General features: G+C 60.3%; 20 protein-coding genes and 1 pseudogene. 10 read left to right on the plus strand and 11 right to left on the minus strand.

Translation table 11 applies throughout. The annotated features are described in order from the left end of the window. Positions 1-3: 3 nt before the first annotated feature. The 5 genes from ACIGDJ_RS02465 to ACIGDJ_RS02485 all read right to left on the minus strand — a co-directional run bounded on the left by ACIGDJ_RS02465 (position 4) and on the right by ACIGDJ_RS02485 (position 3,598). On the minus strand, positions 4-393 hold the full coding sequence (locus ACIGDJ_RS02465; protein WP_101162333.1) for a VOC family protein: 390 nt from the start codon (positions 391-393) through the stop codon (positions 4-6). Positions 394-416: 23 nt separating this feature from the next. Then, entirely contained in the window at positions 417-632 is a 216-nt protein-coding gene (locus tag ACIGDJ_RS02470; RefSeq protein ID WP_101162335.1) for a hypothetical protein, read from the minus strand. A gap of 277 nt (positions 633-909) precedes the next feature. Next, entirely contained in the window at positions 910-1,962 is a 1,053-nt protein-coding gene (locus tag ACIGDJ_RS02475; protein WP_101162337.1) for an AbrB family transcriptional regulator, read from the minus strand. Positions 1,963-2,064: 102 nt separating this feature from the next. Then, complete coding sequence (locus tag ACIGDJ_RS02480; protein WP_157830932.1) at positions 2,065-2,379, minus strand: hypothetical protein; 315 nt, start codon at positions 2,377-2,379, stop codon at positions 2,065-2,067. Continuing rightward, positions 2,366-3,598, minus strand: a complete 1,233-nt coding sequence (locus ACIGDJ_RS02485) for an MFS transporter (RefSeq protein WP_178081241.1) — start codon at positions 3,596-3,598, stop codon at positions 2,366-2,368. The genes ACIGDJ_RS02480 and ACIGDJ_RS02485 overlap by 14 nt, the downstream gene beginning before the upstream one ends. 94 nt (positions 3,599-3,692) lie before the next feature. On the opposite strand from ACIGDJ_RS02485, the gene ACIGDJ_RS02490 reads away from it, so the two are divergent. Next, complete coding sequence (locus ACIGDJ_RS02490; protein ID WP_101162693.1) at positions 3,693-4,592, plus strand: LysR family transcriptional regulator; 900 nt, start codon at positions 3,693-3,695, stop codon at positions 4,590-4,592. Between the two features lie 42 nt (positions 4,593-4,634). Here the strand turns inward: ACIGDJ_RS02490 and ppk2 are convergent, their stop codons facing one another. After that, the gene (gene ppk2, locus ACIGDJ_RS02495; protein WP_101162343.1) at positions 4,635-5,450 is read right to left on the minus strand and encodes a polyphosphate kinase 2; all 816 of its coding nucleotides are present in this window, start codon (positions 5,448-5,450) and stop codon (positions 4,635-4,637) included. A gap of 189 nt (positions 5,451-5,639) precedes the next feature. Between ppk2 and ACIGDJ_RS02500 the strand changes: the two genes are divergently transcribed. The 6 genes from ACIGDJ_RS02500 (at position 5,640) to msrA (ending at position 11,256) form a co-directional block, all read left to right on the plus strand. After that, on the plus strand, positions 5,640-7,766 hold the full coding sequence (locus tag ACIGDJ_RS02500; RefSeq protein ID WP_101162345.1) for a TonB-dependent receptor domain-containing protein: 2,127 nt from the start codon (positions 5,640-5,642) through the stop codon (positions 7,764-7,766). Between the two features lie 85 nt (positions 7,767-7,851). Continuing rightward, positions 7,852-8,211 carry a hypothetical protein gene (locus ACIGDJ_RS02505; RefSeq protein WP_101162347.1) on the plus strand — a complete coding sequence of 120 codons (360 nt, stop codon included), beginning with the start codon at positions 7,852-7,854 and terminating at the stop codon, positions 8,209-8,211. 97 nt (positions 8,212-8,308) lie between these two features. Then, positions 8,309-8,770: an NUDIX hydrolase gene (locus tag ACIGDJ_RS02510; protein ID WP_101162349.1), complete on the plus strand. Its 462-nt coding sequence runs from the start codon at positions 8,309-8,311 to the stop codon at positions 8,768-8,770. A 35-nt stretch (positions 8,771-8,805) separates the two neighbouring features. Continuing rightward, the gene (gene sseB / locus ACIGDJ_RS02515; RefSeq protein WP_101162361.1) at positions 8,806-9,597 is read left to right on the plus strand and encodes an enhanced serine sensitivity protein SseB; all 792 of its coding nucleotides are present in this window, start codon (positions 8,806-8,808) and stop codon (positions 9,595-9,597) included. A gap of 11 nt (positions 9,598-9,608) precedes the next feature. Next, the gene (locus tag ACIGDJ_RS02520) at positions 9,609-10,658 is read left to right on the plus strand and encodes an alpha/beta fold hydrolase (protein WP_101162694.1); all 1,050 of its coding nucleotides are present in this window, start codon (positions 9,609-9,611) and stop codon (positions 10,656-10,658) included. Between the two features lie 91 nt (positions 10,659-10,749). After that, the gene (gene msrA, locus ACIGDJ_RS02525) at positions 10,750-11,256 is read left to right on the plus strand and encodes a peptide-methionine (S)-S-oxide reductase MsrA (RefSeq protein WP_101162363.1); all 507 of its coding nucleotides are present in this window, start codon (positions 10,750-10,752) and stop codon (positions 11,254-11,256) included. A gap of 20 nt (positions 11,257-11,276) precedes the next feature. On the opposite strand, the gene ACIGDJ_RS02530 is transcribed toward msrA, so the two are convergent. Then, the gene (locus tag ACIGDJ_RS02530) at positions 11,277-12,494 is read right to left on the minus strand and encodes an MFS transporter (RefSeq protein WP_101162365.1); all 1,218 of its coding nucleotides are present in this window, start codon (positions 12,492-12,494) and stop codon (positions 11,277-11,279) included. Between the two features lie 130 nt (positions 12,495-12,624). Between ACIGDJ_RS02530 and ACIGDJ_RS02535 the strand changes: the two genes are divergently transcribed. Further along, positions 12,625-13,248 (plus strand): TetR/AcrR family transcriptional regulator, encoded by a 624-nt coding sequence (locus ACIGDJ_RS02535; RefSeq protein WP_101162367.1) that lies wholly within the window; start codon positions 12,625-12,627, stop codon positions 13,246-13,248. A gap of 5 nt (positions 13,249-13,253) precedes the next feature. On the opposite strand, the gene ACIGDJ_RS02540 is transcribed toward ACIGDJ_RS02535, so the two are convergent. Then, positions 13,254-14,480, minus strand: a complete 1,227-nt coding sequence (locus ACIGDJ_RS02540) for an MFS transporter (protein WP_157830933.1) — start codon at positions 14,478-14,480, stop codon at positions 13,254-13,256. 62 nt (positions 14,481-14,542) lie between these two features. On the opposite strand from ACIGDJ_RS02540, the gene ACIGDJ_RS02545 reads away from it, so the two are divergent. Together ACIGDJ_RS02545 and ACIGDJ_RS02550 are read left to right on the plus strand one after the other, a co-directional pair. Continuing rightward, complete coding sequence (locus tag ACIGDJ_RS02545) at positions 14,543-15,541, plus strand: cupin domain-containing protein (RefSeq protein ID WP_397478254.1); 999 nt, start codon at positions 14,543-14,545, stop codon at positions 15,539-15,541. Between the two features lie 121 nt (positions 15,542-15,662). Next, positions 15,663-15,820, plus strand: a pseudogene (locus ACIGDJ_RS02550) (LysR family transcriptional regulator); the annotation flags it as partial. Positions 15,821-15,881: 61 nt separating this feature from the next. Here the strand turns inward: ACIGDJ_RS02550 and ACIGDJ_RS02555 are convergent. The 3 genes from ACIGDJ_RS02555 to ACIGDJ_RS02565 are packed head-to-tail and all read right to left on the minus strand — an operon-like array spanning position 15,882 to position 16,927. Continuing rightward, on the minus strand, positions 15,882-16,124 hold the full coding sequence (locus ACIGDJ_RS02555; RefSeq protein WP_312998760.1) for a hypothetical protein: 243 nt from the start codon (positions 16,122-16,124) through the stop codon (positions 15,882-15,884). Then, positions 16,124-16,654: a hypothetical protein gene (locus ACIGDJ_RS02560; RefSeq protein ID WP_397478255.1), complete on the minus strand. Its 531-nt coding sequence runs from the start codon at positions 16,652-16,654 to the stop codon at positions 16,124-16,126. The genes ACIGDJ_RS02555 and ACIGDJ_RS02560 overlap by 1 nt, the downstream gene beginning before the upstream one ends. A 48-nt stretch (positions 16,655-16,702) precedes the next feature. Further along, positions 16,703-16,927 (minus strand): DUF2188 domain-containing protein, encoded by a 225-nt coding sequence (locus tag ACIGDJ_RS02565; protein WP_397478369.1) that lies wholly within the window; start codon positions 16,925-16,927, stop codon positions 16,703-16,705. Between the last annotated feature and the right edge of the window lie 80 nt (positions 16,928-17,007).

Genomic DNA, 17,007 nt, shown 5'->3' on the forward strand with positions numbered 1-17,007 from the left:
CCATCAGCCGCTGTAGAACACAGCAAGCTTGTTGCCTTCGGGATCGCGAAGATAGGCCACATAAAAGTCCGGCGTGTAGGCCTCGCGGGTGCCCGGCGGGCCTTCATCGCTGCCGCCAGCGTCGAGCCCGGCCTTGTGCACTTGGTCGACCTTTTGCCGGGAGTCGGCGCGAAACGCCGGCATCATGCCGTTGCCCGGCGTTGCCGGCTCGCCATTGAACGGTTGCGAAATGTGCACACTGCCGGGGCCGTTGGACTTGTCGATGCAATTGGGCAGGTAAAAACAATAGTGTTCTTCGCGATCATGCCGGTAGCCGAGCGGCGTCAGGATCGCTTGGTAAAAAGCCGCCGAACGCTCGACATCGTTGGCGCCGATAAACAGATAACTGAGCATGGCATGTCCTCCAATGGCAGTTGTCAGCCGTGCGTCTCTTCTTCGTTATGGGTAAACACGTTACCGGCGTCGCGCACCAACTGGCGCCACTCAGCGCCAGTGATCAGGCCCTGCTCCTCCATCTCGTCGGCAGCCTTGAGCAGGTCGTCATATTGCTGCTCCGGATCCACAACAGCCTCGGTCTGCTCCGCCATCCTGCGCCATGCCGCCAGTGATGCCTTTTTTTGCTGATCGAACATACGGGTATTTCCTGAGGGACTTACCCGGTAGAAAAATCAGTGCGACAGAGGTTCAGAGCAGACGACGGATGGAGTCATCTAGTGGCCCGGCGACTCGACTCAAGCAATTGCCGTCGCCGGCAACGCGCGGTCCACGCAGATGCCGCCCATTGGATGAGGGGTCGCCACACCACTGCCGATCAGCGACGTCAGCAAAGTCGAATCAAGCCGGTGTGCATCGCGGGCGAAACCCGTGGCATCGAGATCAAATCCTTGTTTATTCGAAGGGTGGCAGCGATTACGGCTCGGTCTGAGGTTGTGGCAAAGGCGCGGGCTGTTCCTGGAACAGGCGCTTGGGCAGGAACACCGGGGAAATATGGATGATCGACATCCTCACGACGTGGTTGAGCATCACGAACGCCGGGTCCAGCTTGAGCAGCAACGCGGCTGCGGTCATGACCTCGACGCCGCCCGGCACCCAGGACATGAACAGGGTCAGAAACGGCTTGCCAGTCAATTTGCTCATCACAAACGCGACCAGCAACGTGGTGCAGAACGTCAGTGCCGTGACCACCAGGCCGGCACGGATATAACGCACGACATCCTTGAAGGTGATGTCCTTGAGTCGAATGCCGATCAGCCCGCCCAGCAGGATCAGCGCAACCACTGCAAACGGATCGGGCACATGCAGATCGGCCTCCGGGAAGCCAACATTTACGGCTGCGGTGCACAGCAGGCCAGTCAGCATGTACGGCGCCGGCACGTCGAATCGCTCCAGCAGGTAGCCGGCCAGCACCGCTGCAATGGCCGGCGGTACCACGCTCAGCCAGTTATCCAGCGTGCCCAGCGTCGGTGCAATGCTGTCGGAATGACCGCCGGCAATGAGGGTGACCACAGCCAGCAGTGCGAGCAGGCGCACAATGTGCACAAAAGCGATGCGCCCTGAGGCCGGTCCCTGCTCGCCCGATACCGTCATCACGGCTGCCATCGCGCCGGGAATCGAGCCCAGCAGACTTTCGATGTGCCCCCACTTCTCCATGCGGCGCAGCCAGTTATAGCCGACGAAGATCTGCGTGGTCATGCAAATCAACAGGCCGAGCAAAATGCTGAAGTCAGTCAACTCACGCATCATTGCCCCGGTGACAATTGAGCCGACACTGATCCCCAGCAGCAGTTGCACGGTGGCCACGAAGGGATACGGCATGCGCATTCGCACCCCCAGTTTGCTCAGCGCGGTCACTGCGCAGATGGCGCCGATCAGGTCGCCGAGCGCAAACCCGGTGAGGTAACCGAGCCAGGCGCCAAGGGCGGCCACCGGAATCGGAATAAGGCTTTCAATCAGCTTGTTCATGGCGATCCACTTTTTTCAAGGCATGACCATCCCGTCCAGCGACGGCAGTCAGCGCTGTTTGATGTCATCCGGACACGGGGGTGAGCGCTAGTGCGCATTACTTCAGCCTTGCGCTGGAGGTACTCGATGAAGATGTCCTGCGCAGCGGACTGCACGACCGCTACGCCCATCGCCTCGACAAACCCATCGACGGCGGGTTTTCGACCAACTGCCGAAGAAGGTGCGCAGGGAGGCGGCGCTATGATGGCGCGCAGTCAGCGTCTTGAAAGAACGCTCGATGTCGACCAGCTCTGCCACTTGACTGCGAAACGCCTCGACCAATGCGTGCTGCAGAACACCGGCAGGCATGTCGTCGAGCACGGGCTCTATCACGGACAATAAAGCGCTTTGCAGCGGCAGCAGGTTACTCACGGTCATCTGACATTTTCCTTGTTGGATGATGAATCAAGCGCTTTGACGCAGAAGCGCCGGGCATGACCGGCAGTGCGGGAACCTTCCAGCCGCGACGAATCGCCAGCAGCGGGAGAATCTGGAACACCATGATCAGGGCGACGCACGCCGGCCAGCCGCCCAGCTCCCATAGCGTGCCCGGCACGAACGCACCGAAACTGCCGCCCAGGTAGTAACTGGTCAGGTACAGGCCCACGGCCCCGGCCTTGTCGACTCGGGCATGGGCAGTGATAAATGCATTGGCAGCGGCTTGGGCGAGGAACACGCCGGTAGAACTGAGCGCCAGCCCGGCGATGGTCAGCCACAGCGAAGAAGTCAGTGTCAGCAGTGAGCCGGCGATTCCAAGGCATGCGGCGGCGGTGATCAACTCGCTACGCGGCCGGGCCTTGCCCAGGCGTCCGGCGATCGGTACCACCACCAGCGCCAGCAGGAACACCGAATAGATCGCCCCCAATGCGCCGGTGCTCAGGGAAAACGGCGCGCGACTCAGGTGCAGGCCAACGTAGGTAAAGGTGGCAATTTGCGCAAAAAGCACGCAAAAGCCCACGGCATAGGCGGCCAGCAAGGGCTTGCTGAAACGTTCGGCACGCCCGCCAGGGCGGTACGCCGGTGGCAGAACAGAGGTGCGTGAATTGGGCGGCAGAAACCAGGCAATGGCCAGACCGAGGATCAGGCCCAGACCCGCCAGCAGCGCCAGAGCGAGGCGCCAATCAGCAAATTCGGTGACCCACCCGGTAAGAAATCGTCCGCAGAATCCGCCGAGCACGGTGCCGGCAACGTAGACGCTGGTCGCTTCGGTCACCGCGCCGTCTCTCCAACGCACACCGATGTAGGCAATGCTGGTGGCAAACACCAGCGGTATCAACAGCCCCTGAACCGCTCGCCACAGCAGAAACTCAGCGAAGCTGCCTGACCAGGCTGTCAGCAGCGCAGGCAGCGCCAGCAGGATCGCCGCCACGGCAATTACCCGGTGCTGCTCGGCCCGCGCGGTGAGCCGGCCAACGAACAAGGCCGCCACCGCCACCGCCAGCGTGGTGACGGTGATGCTCCAGCTGGCCTGTCGGGCGGAAACATCGAACGCTGTGGCCAGCTCATTAAGCAGCCCCTGCGTCGCATACAGGTTGATAAACGCCGCGCATCCCGCCAGAAACAAGGCGATCCGCGGACAAAACATGCGGAGGCTCACAAGAAATGCTCGTAATATTTTCAAACACTTTTATAAGATGGACAGGTTTCAGGATCCAATACCGATTTCCGACCGATTGATACCAGGGATGAACATGATCGATCTGCGCCGTCTGCGTTACTTTCTCGTCGTGAGCGACGAATTGCATTTCGGCCGCGCTGCGATGCGTCTGCATATCGCCCAGCCGCCGCTGACCCGGCAGATTTCGGCGCTGGAAACGGAATTGGGTTTTCGCTTGTTCGACCGCAGCACGCGCAGCGTCACGCTGACCTCGGAGGGCCGACATTTTCTGCCCTACGCAAGGGCCGTGCTGGAGCAAGTCGACCTGACAGCGGCCATTACCAGCAAACTGGCGGCCGGCTCGGCTGGGCATCTGGCTGTCGGCTATGCCAGTTCGATCGCCCTTTCGGACGTTTTCAGCCAGACCATCCAGACCTTTTGCTCGTCGTATCCCGACGTGCAACTGACCGTGGAAGAAGGCGCTTCAAGCATGCAATGCGCGCAGATCGTTGAAGGACGCCTGGACATCGGCATGAGCCGAATGCGACCGGCCGACGCGAACCCGGACATTCAAGTCATTTGCCTGGATAACGAACCATTGATGGCGGCCGTTCCCAGTGACAGCGCCCTCGCTGGGCAAAGCCACGTGACGCTCACCGAATTGAGTGCATTTCCACTGATCGCATTCCCGAGCGACTACGGCTCAGCCCTGAACGACATCATCGCCGCGCTGTACCGGCGCAACGACCTGACGCCACGCCCCGGGCCGAGCGGCAAGCAGATAACCTCTATCATTGCGCTGGTTGCCGCTGGCCAGGGCGTTGCGGTTGTGCCGCAATGCACACAAGCCCTGGTCAAGCACGGCGTGACCTATCGGCCCCTCGCAGAACCCAGTGCCACGGCGCCTTTATTGGTTTTAACGCGCAAACGCGAGCGCAGCCCGCTGGTGAAGGCCTTTGTGGAGGTGATCGAACAGTCCCTGCGGACCCGGTGAACAATCACTGCGCGGCAACAAGGTGAGGTCTGGAACGCTTCGTCAGAATTTTTCTGCAACGCGCTTGTACGGATAATCCGGCTCCCGGTACTTGCCCGGTTTCTGCCGCTTCGGCAATTGGACCTTATCGCGCTTCACCTCTTCATAAGGGATGCGACTCAGCAGATCAGTAATGATGTTCAGGCGTGCGCGACGTTTGTCATTTGAGTCAGCAACCATCCACGGCGCTCGATCGGTATCGGTGTATTTGAACATCTCGTCCCGCGCCCGTGAGTAGTCGTACCAGCGGCTGTAGGATTTGAGATCCATCGGCGTCAGTTTCCATATCTTGCGTCCGTCATTGATGCGCGCTTCGAGCCGGCGGGTCTGTTCCTCTGGACTGACTTCGAGCCAGTACTTGAGCAGGATTACTCCCGAATCGACGATGGCGTTTTCCACCCACGGAATCGACTTGAGAAATTTGTCGGCCTGTTCCTCCGTGCAAAAACCCATGACACGCTCGACACCGGCGCGGTTGTACCAACTGCGGTCGAAGATCACCACTTCGCCGCCTGCCGGCAGATGCGGCAGGTAACGCTGCACATGCATCTGGCTCTTTTCGCGATCGGTCGGCGCCGGTAATGCCACCACGCGGAACACCCGTGGGCTGACGCGCTCAGTGATCGCCTTGATCACCCCACCCTTCCCCGCACCGTCGCGGCCTTCGAACACAATACAAACCTTGACACCTTTGGCGATGACCCACTCCTGCAGCTTGACCAGTTCAATATGGAGTTTGCGCAGTTGCGCAAGATAGTCCTTGTTTTTCAAGCTCGGGCGTTCGAGGGCCTTTGCAGGTTTCTTGTAGTTTTTCGCCATGAATACGTCCTCGCGCTTCAACAGCCCGGTGAAATTGTTTATTGACCCGAAGGGCCTGAGCCGTGAGGTTAGCCCACGCCCGGCTGTTTGCCATCGTGGGGCAAAAAAGCCGGGCCGCCATGTGTTTCCTGCGTTTGTTCCGACGTCGCACTGTTCATTGCCCGATCCCCTGTTTGCTGGAGTTTTTCGATGCCGTCGCCCAAATCATTGCCCACAGCCCTGCTCGGTCTGGCCCTGGCCTGCCCGGCGATGGCCGAGACCCAAGATCTGGAACTGGGGCAAGTGCTGATTTCGGCGGAACAGCGCAGTGGCACCGATGCAACGGTCGAAGAGGCCAGGGCACGCCTTGAACAGGTGCCGGGGGGTACCAACGTGGTCGACATGCGCCAGCCGTTGCAGGGCCGCGTTGCCAGCAATCAGGATGTGCTGGCCTATCAACCGGGGGTGTATGCGCAGTCGGCAGGCAACGAAGGTGTGAAGATTTCCATCCGTGGTTCAGGCATCAACCGCGCACCGGGCGCCCATGCATCCGGGTTGTATACGATGCTCGACGGCCTGCCGCTGACCGGTCCCGGCGGCACACCGTATGAATTGCTCGAGCCGCTGTGGGTCGACCATGTCGAAGTCCTGCGGGGTGCCAACGGTTTTGATCGCGGCTCGCTGGCGCTGGGTGGCGCTGTCGATTACGTCAGCCACACCGGTTACACCGCGCCGAAGCTGCAAGTGCGCTACGCCACCGGTAGCCATGGCTATCAGCAGCGCCAGATCAGCTCCGGGCAAGTGCTGGGGGATTTCGATTACTACGTGTCCATGACCGATGCCAACGCCGACGGCTATCAGGATCACACTGCCAGCGAGAGCAAAGGCCTGATCGCCAACTTCGGCTATCGCTTCAACCCGAACCTGGAGACTCGCTTCTACTTTCGCTACCGGGAAACCGACAACGACCTCGCCGGCCGCGTGACCAAACATTCCATCGAACACAGGCCTCGGGCAGCCAACCCGGCGTATGTCACCCGCGATGACAGCCGCAAACAACCCGGTAGTACCTTCATCGGCAACAAGACCACCTTCTACCTCGACGACGACTCGAGCATTCAGACCGGCCTTGTCTACCACGACTACCCGATGGATTTGCGCGAAGGCCCGAACCGGCTGAAAGTCGCTTACACCGATGTCAGCGGCACCTTCGACTACAAGCGTCGCGACACCCTGTTCGGCATGGAAAGCCGCAGCAATGCCGGCCTGCGCGTGACCAAGCATCTGCCCAACGATGGCGCCAGCGAGTTCGTGCGCATCCCGAGTGTCAATACCGCCAACCATGCGCCCGGCACACGGATGCGCAACTTCACTTATCAGGGCTCGGATACCGTGCTGCATTTCGGTAACGACCTGGAAATCGCTGACGACCTCTGGCTGACTACCGGCCTTGCCGCCATCTACACCCGCCGCGAAAGCGCCGTGACCTATCCGCAAGGCGGCGGCAAAACCAGCCTCAACGACTGGGACTACGCACCACGGATCGGCCTGCGCTACCAGATCACCACGGACGTGCAAGTGTTCGGCAATCTCAGCCGCTCCGTCGAAGCGCCGCATCCGTGGTCACTGATCTACAGCTCCAACGTACGCTTCCCTGCCGGCAACGGTGCTGCGACCGGCACCCAGCGCGACCCGATCGAACTGCAAAACCAGACTGCGACGACCCTGGAACTCGGCGGCCGTGGCGACAGCAACCTGGGCGAATGGAGTCTGGCGTGGTATTACGCGCAAGTTCGTCACGAACTGCTCTCGGTGCTGCCGGATGCCAGCGCCGTCACGCCCTACGAACTCAACGCCAGCCCGACCGTACACCAAGGGATCGAGGCCAGCCTCAACAGCAAACTCTGGACCGCCGCCGACGGCCGCCAGCTGAGCTTGCGCCAGGCCTACACTTTCAGCGACTTTCACTACCGCGACGATGAGCGCTTCGGCGACAACCGCCTGCCGGGCCTGCCGATGCATTATTACCAGGGCGAACTGCGTTACGACTGGCCGCAGGGTTTCTTCGCCGCCGTGAACACGCAACTGGTCTCCAAAACTGCAGTGGACTACGCCAACAGCTACTACGCCGACCCGTACGCGCTGTTCGGCGCAACGCTGGGCTACAACGCCCCGAAGGGTGACTGGCAAGGCTGGGTGGACATGCGCAACCTGACCGGCAAGCGTTATGCGGCAACGGTCACGCCGGGGTATGACGACAAAGGTCTGGATGCTGCGCGGTCGACTCCGGGTGAAGGGATGGGGGTTTATGTTGGGGTTTCGTGGAGTTTGTTGTGAGGCCTGTTGGCTGTAGACGGACAACTCCAGCCAATCTGCACTACGCTGGCTAGCGATATGAGACAGCTTGCGGAAGGTTCGCTCAATGACAGTCTGCTGCCCTGATTGTGGGTTCACCACCGATAACCTTCCGCCCACGCATAAATGCCCTGAGTGCGGAGAGTTTTCCCACGATTGGTTGATTTACGACTGGGAAGAATTTGTTGCGATCAAACGTCGGCACATCAAGTACAACGTCGCGATTCTTGGGGCATTGCTGATCAATGTGCTTCTGGCCCTCGCGCTTCAGTCCAGCAATGCTTTCCAGTGGTTTCTGACGCTATTGGCGATACCGGCGATCATCAGCTGGCTTCGTTGTAGCAGACAATTGCGGGCGAGGTCAGCGTATAAAGGCCACGAAGCTGGAGTGGTTTTTCCGTGGTTTAGCGGGTTGGGTGGTCTTTAATGGCTGTGCAATAAGGAGCTCTTGCCAGCCCGACGTCCTCTTGCAATACGAATCCGAAACGCAACAAGCAGTGGCAAGCCCTTCAAGGAAGATGTAGATGCGCGAACGCAACGCAGCACGATTACTGGTCATAAGTCCTTCGCAAGAAGTTCTGCTTTTCAGATTCATCCATGAAAACGGCGCCTTGGCCGGCAGAAATTACTGGGCAACCCCAGGAGGCGGCCTTGAAAGCGGCGAAACGTTCCATGACGCTGCGATACGTGAGCTGCTTGAGGAAACCGGCATAAAGGCCAGTGCCGTTGAGGGGCCTGTAGCACACCGGGATTTTCCCATGCTATTACCCAGCGGCGAGACTGTACTCGCAGTCGAACAATATTTCGTCGTGCACGCACCCAGCGAACGGCTTTCCAGAACCGGCTGGACTCTGCAAGAAACCGAGGTCATGGTCGATCATCGTTGGTGGTCCGCTGAATTACTACGTGGCACCGATGATCAGATATGGCCCGAGAGGCTGGATGAAATGCTGGTGAATGAAGGCATCTTCGAACCGGCCAGGTAATCATCGTTTTCCATAGAAAATAACGGATTAGTCTCATGGATACTTCCCAAGAAAACCCATTGGAAACATCACTCCGGCTGGCCGCGGACGAACCCGCGCATCGCCCTGAGTTCTATCGAACCCTCCTGGACTCGACCGTCTACATCCTCGGCACCGCCGGTGCGGCGCAAGGCCATGTCAATCTCGAAGCCGGCAGCAACATCAGCATCGCCCATTGGCAGAAGCCCGATGGCACGCCGGTCATTCCGTTCTTCTCCTCGCTGCAAACGCTGCAACAATCCATCGACAGCGAGCAGAGCTATGTAGAGATACCGGCCCGATCATTGTTCGAAATCACGCTGGGCGCGCTGCTCTTTCTGAATCCGAAGTCGCCGTACGGCAAGGAATTCCTTCCGGAGGAAGTGCAACGCCTGCTCTCAGGCGAAATCGGCCGGCCCGCCACGCAGCGCACCGTTGAAAAAGAAACCAACGTCTTGCTTGGACAGCCTTCGGACTACCCATCGACGATGGTCCATTCGCTCTCGCAACTGCTGGCCAAACACTCCAATGTGAAACGCGCGTTCCTGGCGCTGATGCACGACGCCTCGGTTGATGAAAAACCGCACCTGATCGTCGGCATCGAAGCGGATGGCGATATCGAACAGGTCATGCGCGAAGCCGGCAATGTCGCTGGAGACACAGCCCCTGATGGCGGGCCGGTTGATTTTTGCCGCGTGCTGACGGGACAAGCCGGGCTGAGTGATTACTTCCTCAGGGAGACCAAACCGTTCTACGAACGCAAGTCACCGGGCAAGCTGCGTTCGTTCTTCGGGTTTGGTAGAGCGTGATGATCAATCCATTGAAAGCCGCACTGACGGCCTCGCTTGTCATCGTCCTTTCCACCAGCGCACTGGCTGACATCAGCGCCATCGGTTTCCAGACCACCACCCTGCCCGACCCGCAACACAATCGTCCGCTGGAAATGGCCGTCTGGTACCCAGGCACGACGACAACCACCGCCCAATTGATCGCCGATGACGCAGTCTTTGTTGGTGTCTCAGCCGTTCGTGATGCGCCACCCGTTGCGAGTGAGCATCCATTGGTCGTGCTATCCCACGGTTACCGAGGCAACTGGAGTAATCAGGCCTGGCTGGCGAGTGCGCTGGCCCATCAGGGTTATATCGTCGCAGCCGTCAACCATCCCGGCACCACCACTCATGACCGTAGCGCGCAGGCGGCGGCACAGTTGTGGCAGCGCCCCGTCGACCTGAGCCGCGCCATTGACTCAGTCACCTCCCAACCGGATAAATTCGGCGCCGTCGACAAGGGTCGCATTGCGGTGGTCGGCCACTCCCTCGGCGGCTGGACTGCGCTGGAAATCGCCGGATCACGGTTCGATCCGGACCTGTTTGCGGGCGATTGCAAAATCCATCCGCAGCTCTCCAGTTGCAAGGTCTATCAACAGATGAATCCGGTAAACACACCGGAATCGAAGACTGCACTGGCTGGTGACCTGCGCGACAAGCGCGTCACCGCTGTGATTTCGCTGGACTTGGGCCTCTCGCGCGGCATGACCAGCCAAAGCCTGGAGACATTGCCGGTGCCAACGCTGGTTATCGCCGCTGGTGCGCCGTCACAGGATCTGCCGGCAGCACTGGAGTCAGCTGATCTGGCCAAGCGCCTGCCTCAGGCATCGACCGGATATATCGAAATCGCCGACGCCAGTCATTTCACTTTCATGTCACCGTGCAAACCGGCTGCGGAGGCTTTGCTCGAAGAAGACAGTCCGGGTGACGGCATCATTTGTCGCGATGGTGACAATGCGCGGCCACGTGCGGTGATACAGCAACAGGTAACTGCGCTGATCAGCGAATTTCTGACGAAAACTGCAAGTAATCCCGCCCATTGATCCAGATCGCATTCGGCAATGACCTTGGAATCGGCAAACACGCCCTCATAACAAGGCATATCCCCATCGTCTCCGAGAGGAAGGACACACCATGACCACTCAAACCGAAACTGCCATTCTCGCCGGCGGCTGCTTCTGGGGCATGCAGGATCTGTTGCGTCGCTACCCGGGCGTGCTCAATACCCGAGTCGGCTACACCGGCGGCGATGTGCCGAATGCGACCTATCGCAACCACGGCAACCACGCCGAAGCCATCGAGATCAAGTTTGATCCGGCAGTGATCAGCTACCGGCAGATCCTCGAATTCTTCTTCCAGATCCATGACCCGAGCACGCCCGACCGTCAGGGCAACGACCTTGGCCCGAGTTATCGTTCGGCGATCTACTACCTCAACGACGAGCAGCGCGCCGTCGCCGAAGACACCGCCGCCGACGTCGACGCTTCGAAGCTATGGCCCGGCCGCGTGGTAACGGAAATCGAACCGGCGGGTCCGTTCTGGGAAGCGGAACCCGAGCATCAGGATTACCTGGAGCGGATTCCGAACGGCTACACCTGCCACTTCATCCGGCCGAACTGGAAACTGCCCAAGCGCAATTAACAAGATGAAATCGGCGGGGCTCAGTGCCCCGCCACTGCCGCTGCTCCGGTCGATCGCGGTCCCGGTCTGAAACCGTGGGCTCGAGCCCCCCAAGCAATGGCAAAGCCGATAGCGACCAACACCAGCATGGCCCATGGAAAAGAGGCCACTCCCCAGTGATCCAGCAACACTCCGCCGACCACACCGCTCCCGGCAATTGCGCTGTTCCACGCCACCACGTTCAGCGACAAGGCCACATCGGCGCCAGCACCCGCTGCGTCAGCCAGGGCCGTTTGCAACAGCGTCGCCGCGCCGCCAAAGGTCAATCCCCATACCGCCACGCCGAAATAGATCACCTCTGCAATCCCTGCGCCAAAACCCAGCGCTACGCAGACAGCGGCAAAGGTTGCCAGGCTCAGCAACACCGTCGAGCGCAGCAGCGGCTCGACCAGTTTCGCCGTCAGCCATATCCCGACCAGCGCGGCGACGCCAAAGATCAACAATACCGCATCCACGCGCTCGGCCATGCCCGCCGGCGCCACAAACGGGGCGATGTAGGTGTAGAGAATGTTGTGCGCGAGCATCCAGCTGATCACGACGGCCAGCACAGGACGAACGCCCGGGGTAGTCAGGACTTTGCCCAGCGACAGGCGTTGATCGGCCGGTTGCGGCGAATAGTCGGGCACTTTCACCAGTACCCAGACGATCAATACCAGGGTCAGCGCCGACATAAGGCCGAACGTGGTGCGCCAACCGACCAGCCCGCCGAGCCAGGTACCCAGAGGCACGCCCAGCGACAGCGCGATCGGTGTGCCAACCATCGCCAGAGCCAACGCCTTGCCCTGCTGCTCAGGCTCGACCATGCGTCGCGCGTAGCCGGCCAACAGACTCCACGCCAGACCCGCCGCTACCCCGGCGAAAAACCGTGCGACCAGCGTCACGCCGTAGTGCGACGACAGCGCGGTAATTGAATTGAACAGCAGGAAACCGACAATCGTTAGCAGTAACACGTTGCGGCGCCGCCAGCCACGGGTGGCGATGGTCATCGGGATCACCGCCAACACCGAACCCAATGCATACGCGGTGACCATTTGCCCGGCCATGGAGGGCGAAATTGCCAGGCCTTCGCTGATCAGCGGCAGCAAGCCCGCCGGCAGGGTTTCAGTGACGATGCAGATGAAGCCAGTCATGGCCAACGCCAGCAAAGCACCGACGGGCAAGCCTTTTGGCGTAGCCGTTAACGTTATTGAAGGTGTCACGGGAAGCTCCTCGAAAAAACCGACTCAGATTTAAATACCGATCGATCTAAATCCTGAAGGCGCATGTGCAGCGTTGTCAACAATTTCTGTATCGACTAGTCTGTATTTGAAATCAACGAGGAGTTTGCTCATGGCGAGAACCGGTCGCCCCCGTCAGTTTGATCGCGCCGAGGCTGTCGATCAGGCCTTGCAATTGTTCTGGCAACACGGCTACGACGCGACATCGCTGGCCCAGTTGAAGGCGGGCCTGGGTGGCGGTATCTCGGCGCCGAGCTTCTACGCCGCGTTTGGTTCCAAGGAGGCATTGTTCGAGGAATGCGTGCAACGTTATATGGCCACCTACGCGCAAGTCACCGAATGCCTGTGGGACGAAAGTCTGCCACCGCGCCAGGCGATCGAGACCGCATTGCGCCAGTCGGCACGCATGCAATGCGACGACGCGCACCCCAAGGGCTGCATGGTGACCCTCGGTATCATGAGCGCGCCGAGTCCGGAAAACGCCCATGTGGCGCAAGCCCTGACCCGCTCACGGCAGCGCACCCGCGCCGGTATTCAAGCCTGCGTCGAGCGTGCTGTGAATGCCGGTGAGCTGGCGAGCGGCACAAGTGCAGCAGTGATGGCGACGGTATTCGACAGTTTCCTGCAAGGCATATCCATCCTCGCCAGAGACAACACCGCACTGGAAAACATCGATGCTGCCATCACGCAGATCATGCGAACCTGGGACATCGCCGCCACTCGTGCAACACCTTGATCAAATCACAAATGCACGGGCGCCGCTGCCGGCGAGCCTGGCTCCGGCACATCGACATTGACCTTCAATGCGATCAGTAACGCAGCCAGCAACATCAGCATTCCGGCCCCGACAAATACACCGTTGATGCCGCTGAAACTGAACACTGAACCGCCAGCGGCAGCACCGGCGGCAATAGCAGACTGCACCGACGCGACGACCATGCCGCCCGCGCTTTCGGCCTGATCGGGTACTGAACGCGCCACCCAATTCGACCATGCCACCGGCACGCCACCGAAGGCCATCCCCCACAGCGCCAGGAGCAACGCCTGCCCGGGGACCGAAGCCTCGAACGCGACCAGCGCCAGAGCGGCAACGCCGACCAACACCGGCATAAGCACCAGCGTTGCCCGTGGATTGCGCTGCAACAGCCAACCGGCGAACAACGTGCCGGCAAAGTTTGCCACGCCGAAACCAAGGAGCATCAAGGCCAAGGTCTGCGCGCCGACGCCGGTAGTGCTTTCCAGAAACGGCCGGATGTACGTGAACAACGCGAAGTGCCCCGTGTGCACCAGTACGCAGCCGAACATGCCGATGGCAATGCCCGGTCGCAGCAACACCTCGAGTACCGTACGCAGGCGTGACGGACGATGCGGCGCCAGACTGGGTAGCGTGAACATTTGAAAGACCAGCGTCACCACGCCCACCGCTGCCGCCGCGAAAAACGCACTGCGCCAGCCAAACTGGCCGCCGAGATAACTGCCCAGCGGCACCGCCACCACCGTACCCACGGCGATCCCGCTGAAGATGATCGACAGCGCGCGCGGCAGCAGCGCCGCCGGCACCAGGCGCATCGCCACCGCCGCCGCCATGCTCCAGAAACCGCCCAGGGCGATGCCCAGGAGGATTCGCATGATCAGCAGCACCGCTAGGCTGGACGACAACGCGACCAGTAGATTCGAGGCAATCATCAGTGCCGAAAACCCGAGCAACACCCGCCGCCGATCCAGGCTACGCGTCAACCCCGGCACCAACAATCCGGCAAACAACGCGACCACCGCTGTCACCGTCACGGCTTGCCCGGCCAGCGCTTCGCTGACGCCAAGATCCAGCGCCATCGGGGTCAGCAGGCTGGCCGGCAGATATTCGGCGGTGAGTAATCCGAACACTCCCATCGCCAGTGAGAAAACCGCCATCCACGCAGGCACTGTCGGCTCTTCTTCAGCTCGCCCATCACAGACATATTCATTCATTTCAAAACTCCCTCGGACATTTCGTGAGGGCAGTCTATTGACGGCAAACCGGATGATCTATGATGCACAGTCTTGAACTTTTGATCGAAACCCCGAACATGAGCAGCACTGATCCTTTTTCTGTGTCCTCAGACCTCATCACTGAGTTGCTGCGCAGCATGCGTCTGCGTGGCGTGCAATATCGGCGGATCCACGCCGGTCCGCCGTATGGCCTGGGTTTCAGTGAAAAATCCGGCCATGCGTATTTCCACTTCGTTGCCGCGGGTTCAACTGTCTTGCGGCTAAAGGATGGCAGCCTGTACGAATTGTCGACGGGCAATGCGGTATTCATTGCCCATGGGGCCTCGCACCAGTTGCTCTCACACCCAGGCGCCGAAGTGCAGGACATTGACAGCGCCGTCGCCGCGCCACTCGGCGACACAGTCTGTGCGCTGCAGGTCGGGCAAAGCAGCGATTCGCCCGATAGTGCTCTGCTCTTCAGCGGCTGTATGGAATTCGAACTCGGCAGCCTGCACGGCCTCGGTCGGCTGATGCCTGGGCTCATGTTGATCGACGCCGGTGGCCAGCGCTATCCGGGACTTATGCCAATCCTGGCGACCATGGAGCGCGAAGTCAGCGCGGCGCGCATCGGCTTCGCCGGGATCCTCGCACGCCTTGCCGATGTGGTGGCTGCAATGATTGTTCGGGGCTGGGTCGAATGTGCTTGCGGCAATGCCTCAGGTCTCGTCGCCGCCCTGCGTGACCCGCGTTTGGCAAAGGCCTTGCTTGCCCTGCACGAACAACCGGGCCGCGACTGGAGCGTCGCCGAACTCGCAACGCTGTGCAACACCTCACGTTCGGTGTTCGCCGAACGCTTCCAGACCACCCTCGGCACCCCGCCGCTGCGCTACGCCACCGAACTGCGGATGCGCCTGGCCAGTCAATGGCTGACGCTGGAAAGACTGCCGATTGAAGAAGTGGCGCAACGTTTGGGCTACACCTCCCAAGCGGCGTTCAGTCGTGCGTTCAAGCGCATGACGGGAAGCTCGCCGGGCGCGAGTCGGCGGCAGCGCTCAAGATGAGCATGGCAGCACAGGCGGCAATCAACCTGTGCCGCCTCCTTCGGAAGTGGCTGTCTCGCCGGCTTAGCGTGCGCAACTTATCGTTTCCCCCACGTCGCTGCCTGAAGTTGAAAACGCTGGGCACATCGCCGACGCGGCTGTGAACGGTTTAGGGATTGCGGACCTGCCTGAGGACGAGTTCGGTGCGCATCTGGCTGAAGGGCGTTTGGTCAGAGTGCTGCAAGACTGGTGCGAACCGTTCGGTGGCTTCCACCTTACTATCCCAGCCGCCGCCAGCCTCCCTGCTCGCGATGGCGCCAGACCCGCCACATCATCCCTGCATGCCAGCCCCGCGCGCCTCTCACAACTTCGGCACGTCCCCGGTCGCCTCGGCAATCGTCGCCAACGTTTCCTCGATGCTGGCGATGTCTTCATGCAGCTTTTGAAACACCAGATCCAGCGACTCGGGGGCGTCGACGGTCTGATGGCCACGCAGCGACTCGACGCTAGCGCTCTCCACGTGCTGGAGAATGTCCACACTTTCTCGCAGTGCCAACAGCTGATCGAAGATCGCGACAATCTGCGCCTGGCTGCGGGTGCTCATTATTTCCACCCGAGCCTGGCAATGATTTCACGGCGATACGGCGTGTCGATCTGCGCCGGCACCTGCTCGATATAATCGCGCGCTTGTTCGTGGGCTGCGCCGCTCAACCCGGCCAGATAAGAAACCGCGTCGTCGACATTGGGCACCAGCCCTTCTATGTTTTTGAATCTGCCGGGCAGCGCTGTCCAGATCACCGCGTCCAGTTGCCGAGGCATTGCCCATTCGGCGAGCAGGCCCGTCGGCGAGGTCCCGACGGTGAAGCTGCCGACGCCATCCTCCCTGCTCTCAGGGATGCCCTCTCGAATACGCAGGAGTTCACGGGCCTGATCGAGGTCGGTCACGTCCAGTACCGACCACAGCACTTTGCATGGCGGAGCGTTCGCGCTGATTGCCGTAGTCAGCTCGCCGCTATCACTGACGCGTACGAAGTCGATCGGTACCCGCGGCCCGTCTGCAAACCATTCGCTCGCCAGCGGCAAACCGTCCGGCTTCCAGATCAGCGAGCCCCATCCCAGACATGCAATGACCATACTCAAACCCTTCTGAAGAGACGTTGATCACAGAGCAGAACAGGCGCCTCAACCTTTGGTTTTTCGCGGATCGGCGGCGCGCGGAAAGGTACGTTCTTCCTGAATCGTCCCGTCTTCTTTATGGATTTTCAGAGAAGCGGTTTTGCCCTTCAGATAATCGCTGGCGATCTGCGTAATCTCGGCTTTGGTCGCAGCCGTTTTCGACGCACGCTGCGCGCCCTCTTTGACCAGTTCCCAGCGCTGCTCGTTTTTACTGATGTGGTAGTTATCCATTCCTTCACCTCTGATGTGAATGATCGAGACCGGTAATGGATTGACCTTGGGCGCTTGTGAGAGTTTGAAAGAATTAGCGG

The sequence above is a fragment of the Pseudomonas sp. NPDC079367 genome, from assembly GCF_044542195.1.
In the GTDB taxonomy this organism is placed as follows: Bacteria; Pseudomonadota; Gammaproteobacteria; order Pseudomonadales; family Pseudomonadaceae; genus Aquipseudomonas.

Excerpts from the sequence above, each read along its gene's own strand:
- sseB (WP_101162361.1), top strand. The coding sequence starts at position 8,806 with ATGGATACTTCCCAAGAAAACCCATTGGAAACATCACTCCGGCTGGCC.
- ACIGDJ_RS02465 (WP_101162333.1), bottom strand. The coding sequence starts at position 393 with ATGCTCAGTTATCTGTTTATCGGCGCCAACGATGTCGAGCGTTCGGCG.
- ACIGDJ_RS02490 (WP_101162693.1), top strand. The coding sequence starts at position 3,693 with ATGATCGATCTGCGCCGTCTGCGTTACTTTCTCGTCGTGAGCGACGAA.
- msrA (WP_101162363.1), top strand. The coding sequence starts at position 10,750 with ATGACCACTCAAACCGAAACTGCCATTCTCGCCGGCGGCTGCTTCTGG.
- ACIGDJ_RS02555 (WP_312998760.1), bottom strand. The coding sequence starts at position 16,124 with ATGAGCACCCGCAGCCAGGCGCAGATTGTCGCGATCTTCGATCAGCTG.
- ACIGDJ_RS02500 (WP_101162345.1), top strand. The coding sequence starts at position 5,640 with ATGCCGTCGCCCAAATCATTGCCCACAGCCCTGCTCGGTCTGGCCCTG.
- ACIGDJ_RS02560 (WP_397478255.1), bottom strand. The coding sequence starts at position 16,654 with ATGGTCATTGCATGTCTGGGATGGGGCTCGCTGATCTGGAAGCCGGAC.
- ACIGDJ_RS02470 (WP_101162335.1), bottom strand. The coding sequence starts at position 632 with ATGTTCGATCAGCAAAAAAAGGCATCACTGGCGGCATGGCGCAGGATG.
- ACIGDJ_RS02535 (WP_101162367.1), top strand. The coding sequence starts at position 12,625 with ATGGCGAGAACCGGTCGCCCCCGTCAGTTTGATCGCGCCGAGGCTGTC.
- ACIGDJ_RS02510 (WP_101162349.1), top strand. The coding sequence starts at position 8,309 with ATGCGCGAACGCAACGCAGCACGATTACTGGTCATAAGTCCTTCGCAA.
- ACIGDJ_RS02565 (WP_397478369.1), bottom strand. The coding sequence starts at position 16,927 with ATGGATAACTACCACATCAGTAAAAACGAGCAGCGCTGGGAACTGGTC.
- ACIGDJ_RS02480 (WP_157830932.1), bottom strand. The coding sequence starts at position 2,379 with ATGACCGTGAGTAACCTGCTGCCGCTGCAAAGCGCTTTATTGTCCGTG.
- ACIGDJ_RS02545 (WP_397478254.1), top strand. The coding sequence starts at position 14,543 with ATGCACAGTCTTGAACTTTTGATCGAAACCCCGAACATGAGCAGCACT.
- ppk2 (WP_101162343.1), bottom strand. The coding sequence starts at position 5,450 with ATGGCGAAAAACTACAAGAAACCTGCAAAGGCCCTCGAACGCCCGAGC.
- ACIGDJ_RS02475 (WP_101162337.1), bottom strand. The coding sequence starts at position 1,962 with ATGAACAAGCTGATTGAAAGCCTTATTCCGATTCCGGTGGCCGCCCTT.
- ACIGDJ_RS02505 (WP_101162347.1), top strand. The coding sequence starts at position 7,852 with ATGACAGTCTGCTGCCCTGATTGTGGGTTCACCACCGATAACCTTCCG.
- ACIGDJ_RS02540 (WP_157830933.1), bottom strand. The coding sequence starts at position 14,480 with ATGAATGAATATGTCTGTGATGGGCGAGCTGAAGAAGAGCCGACAGTG.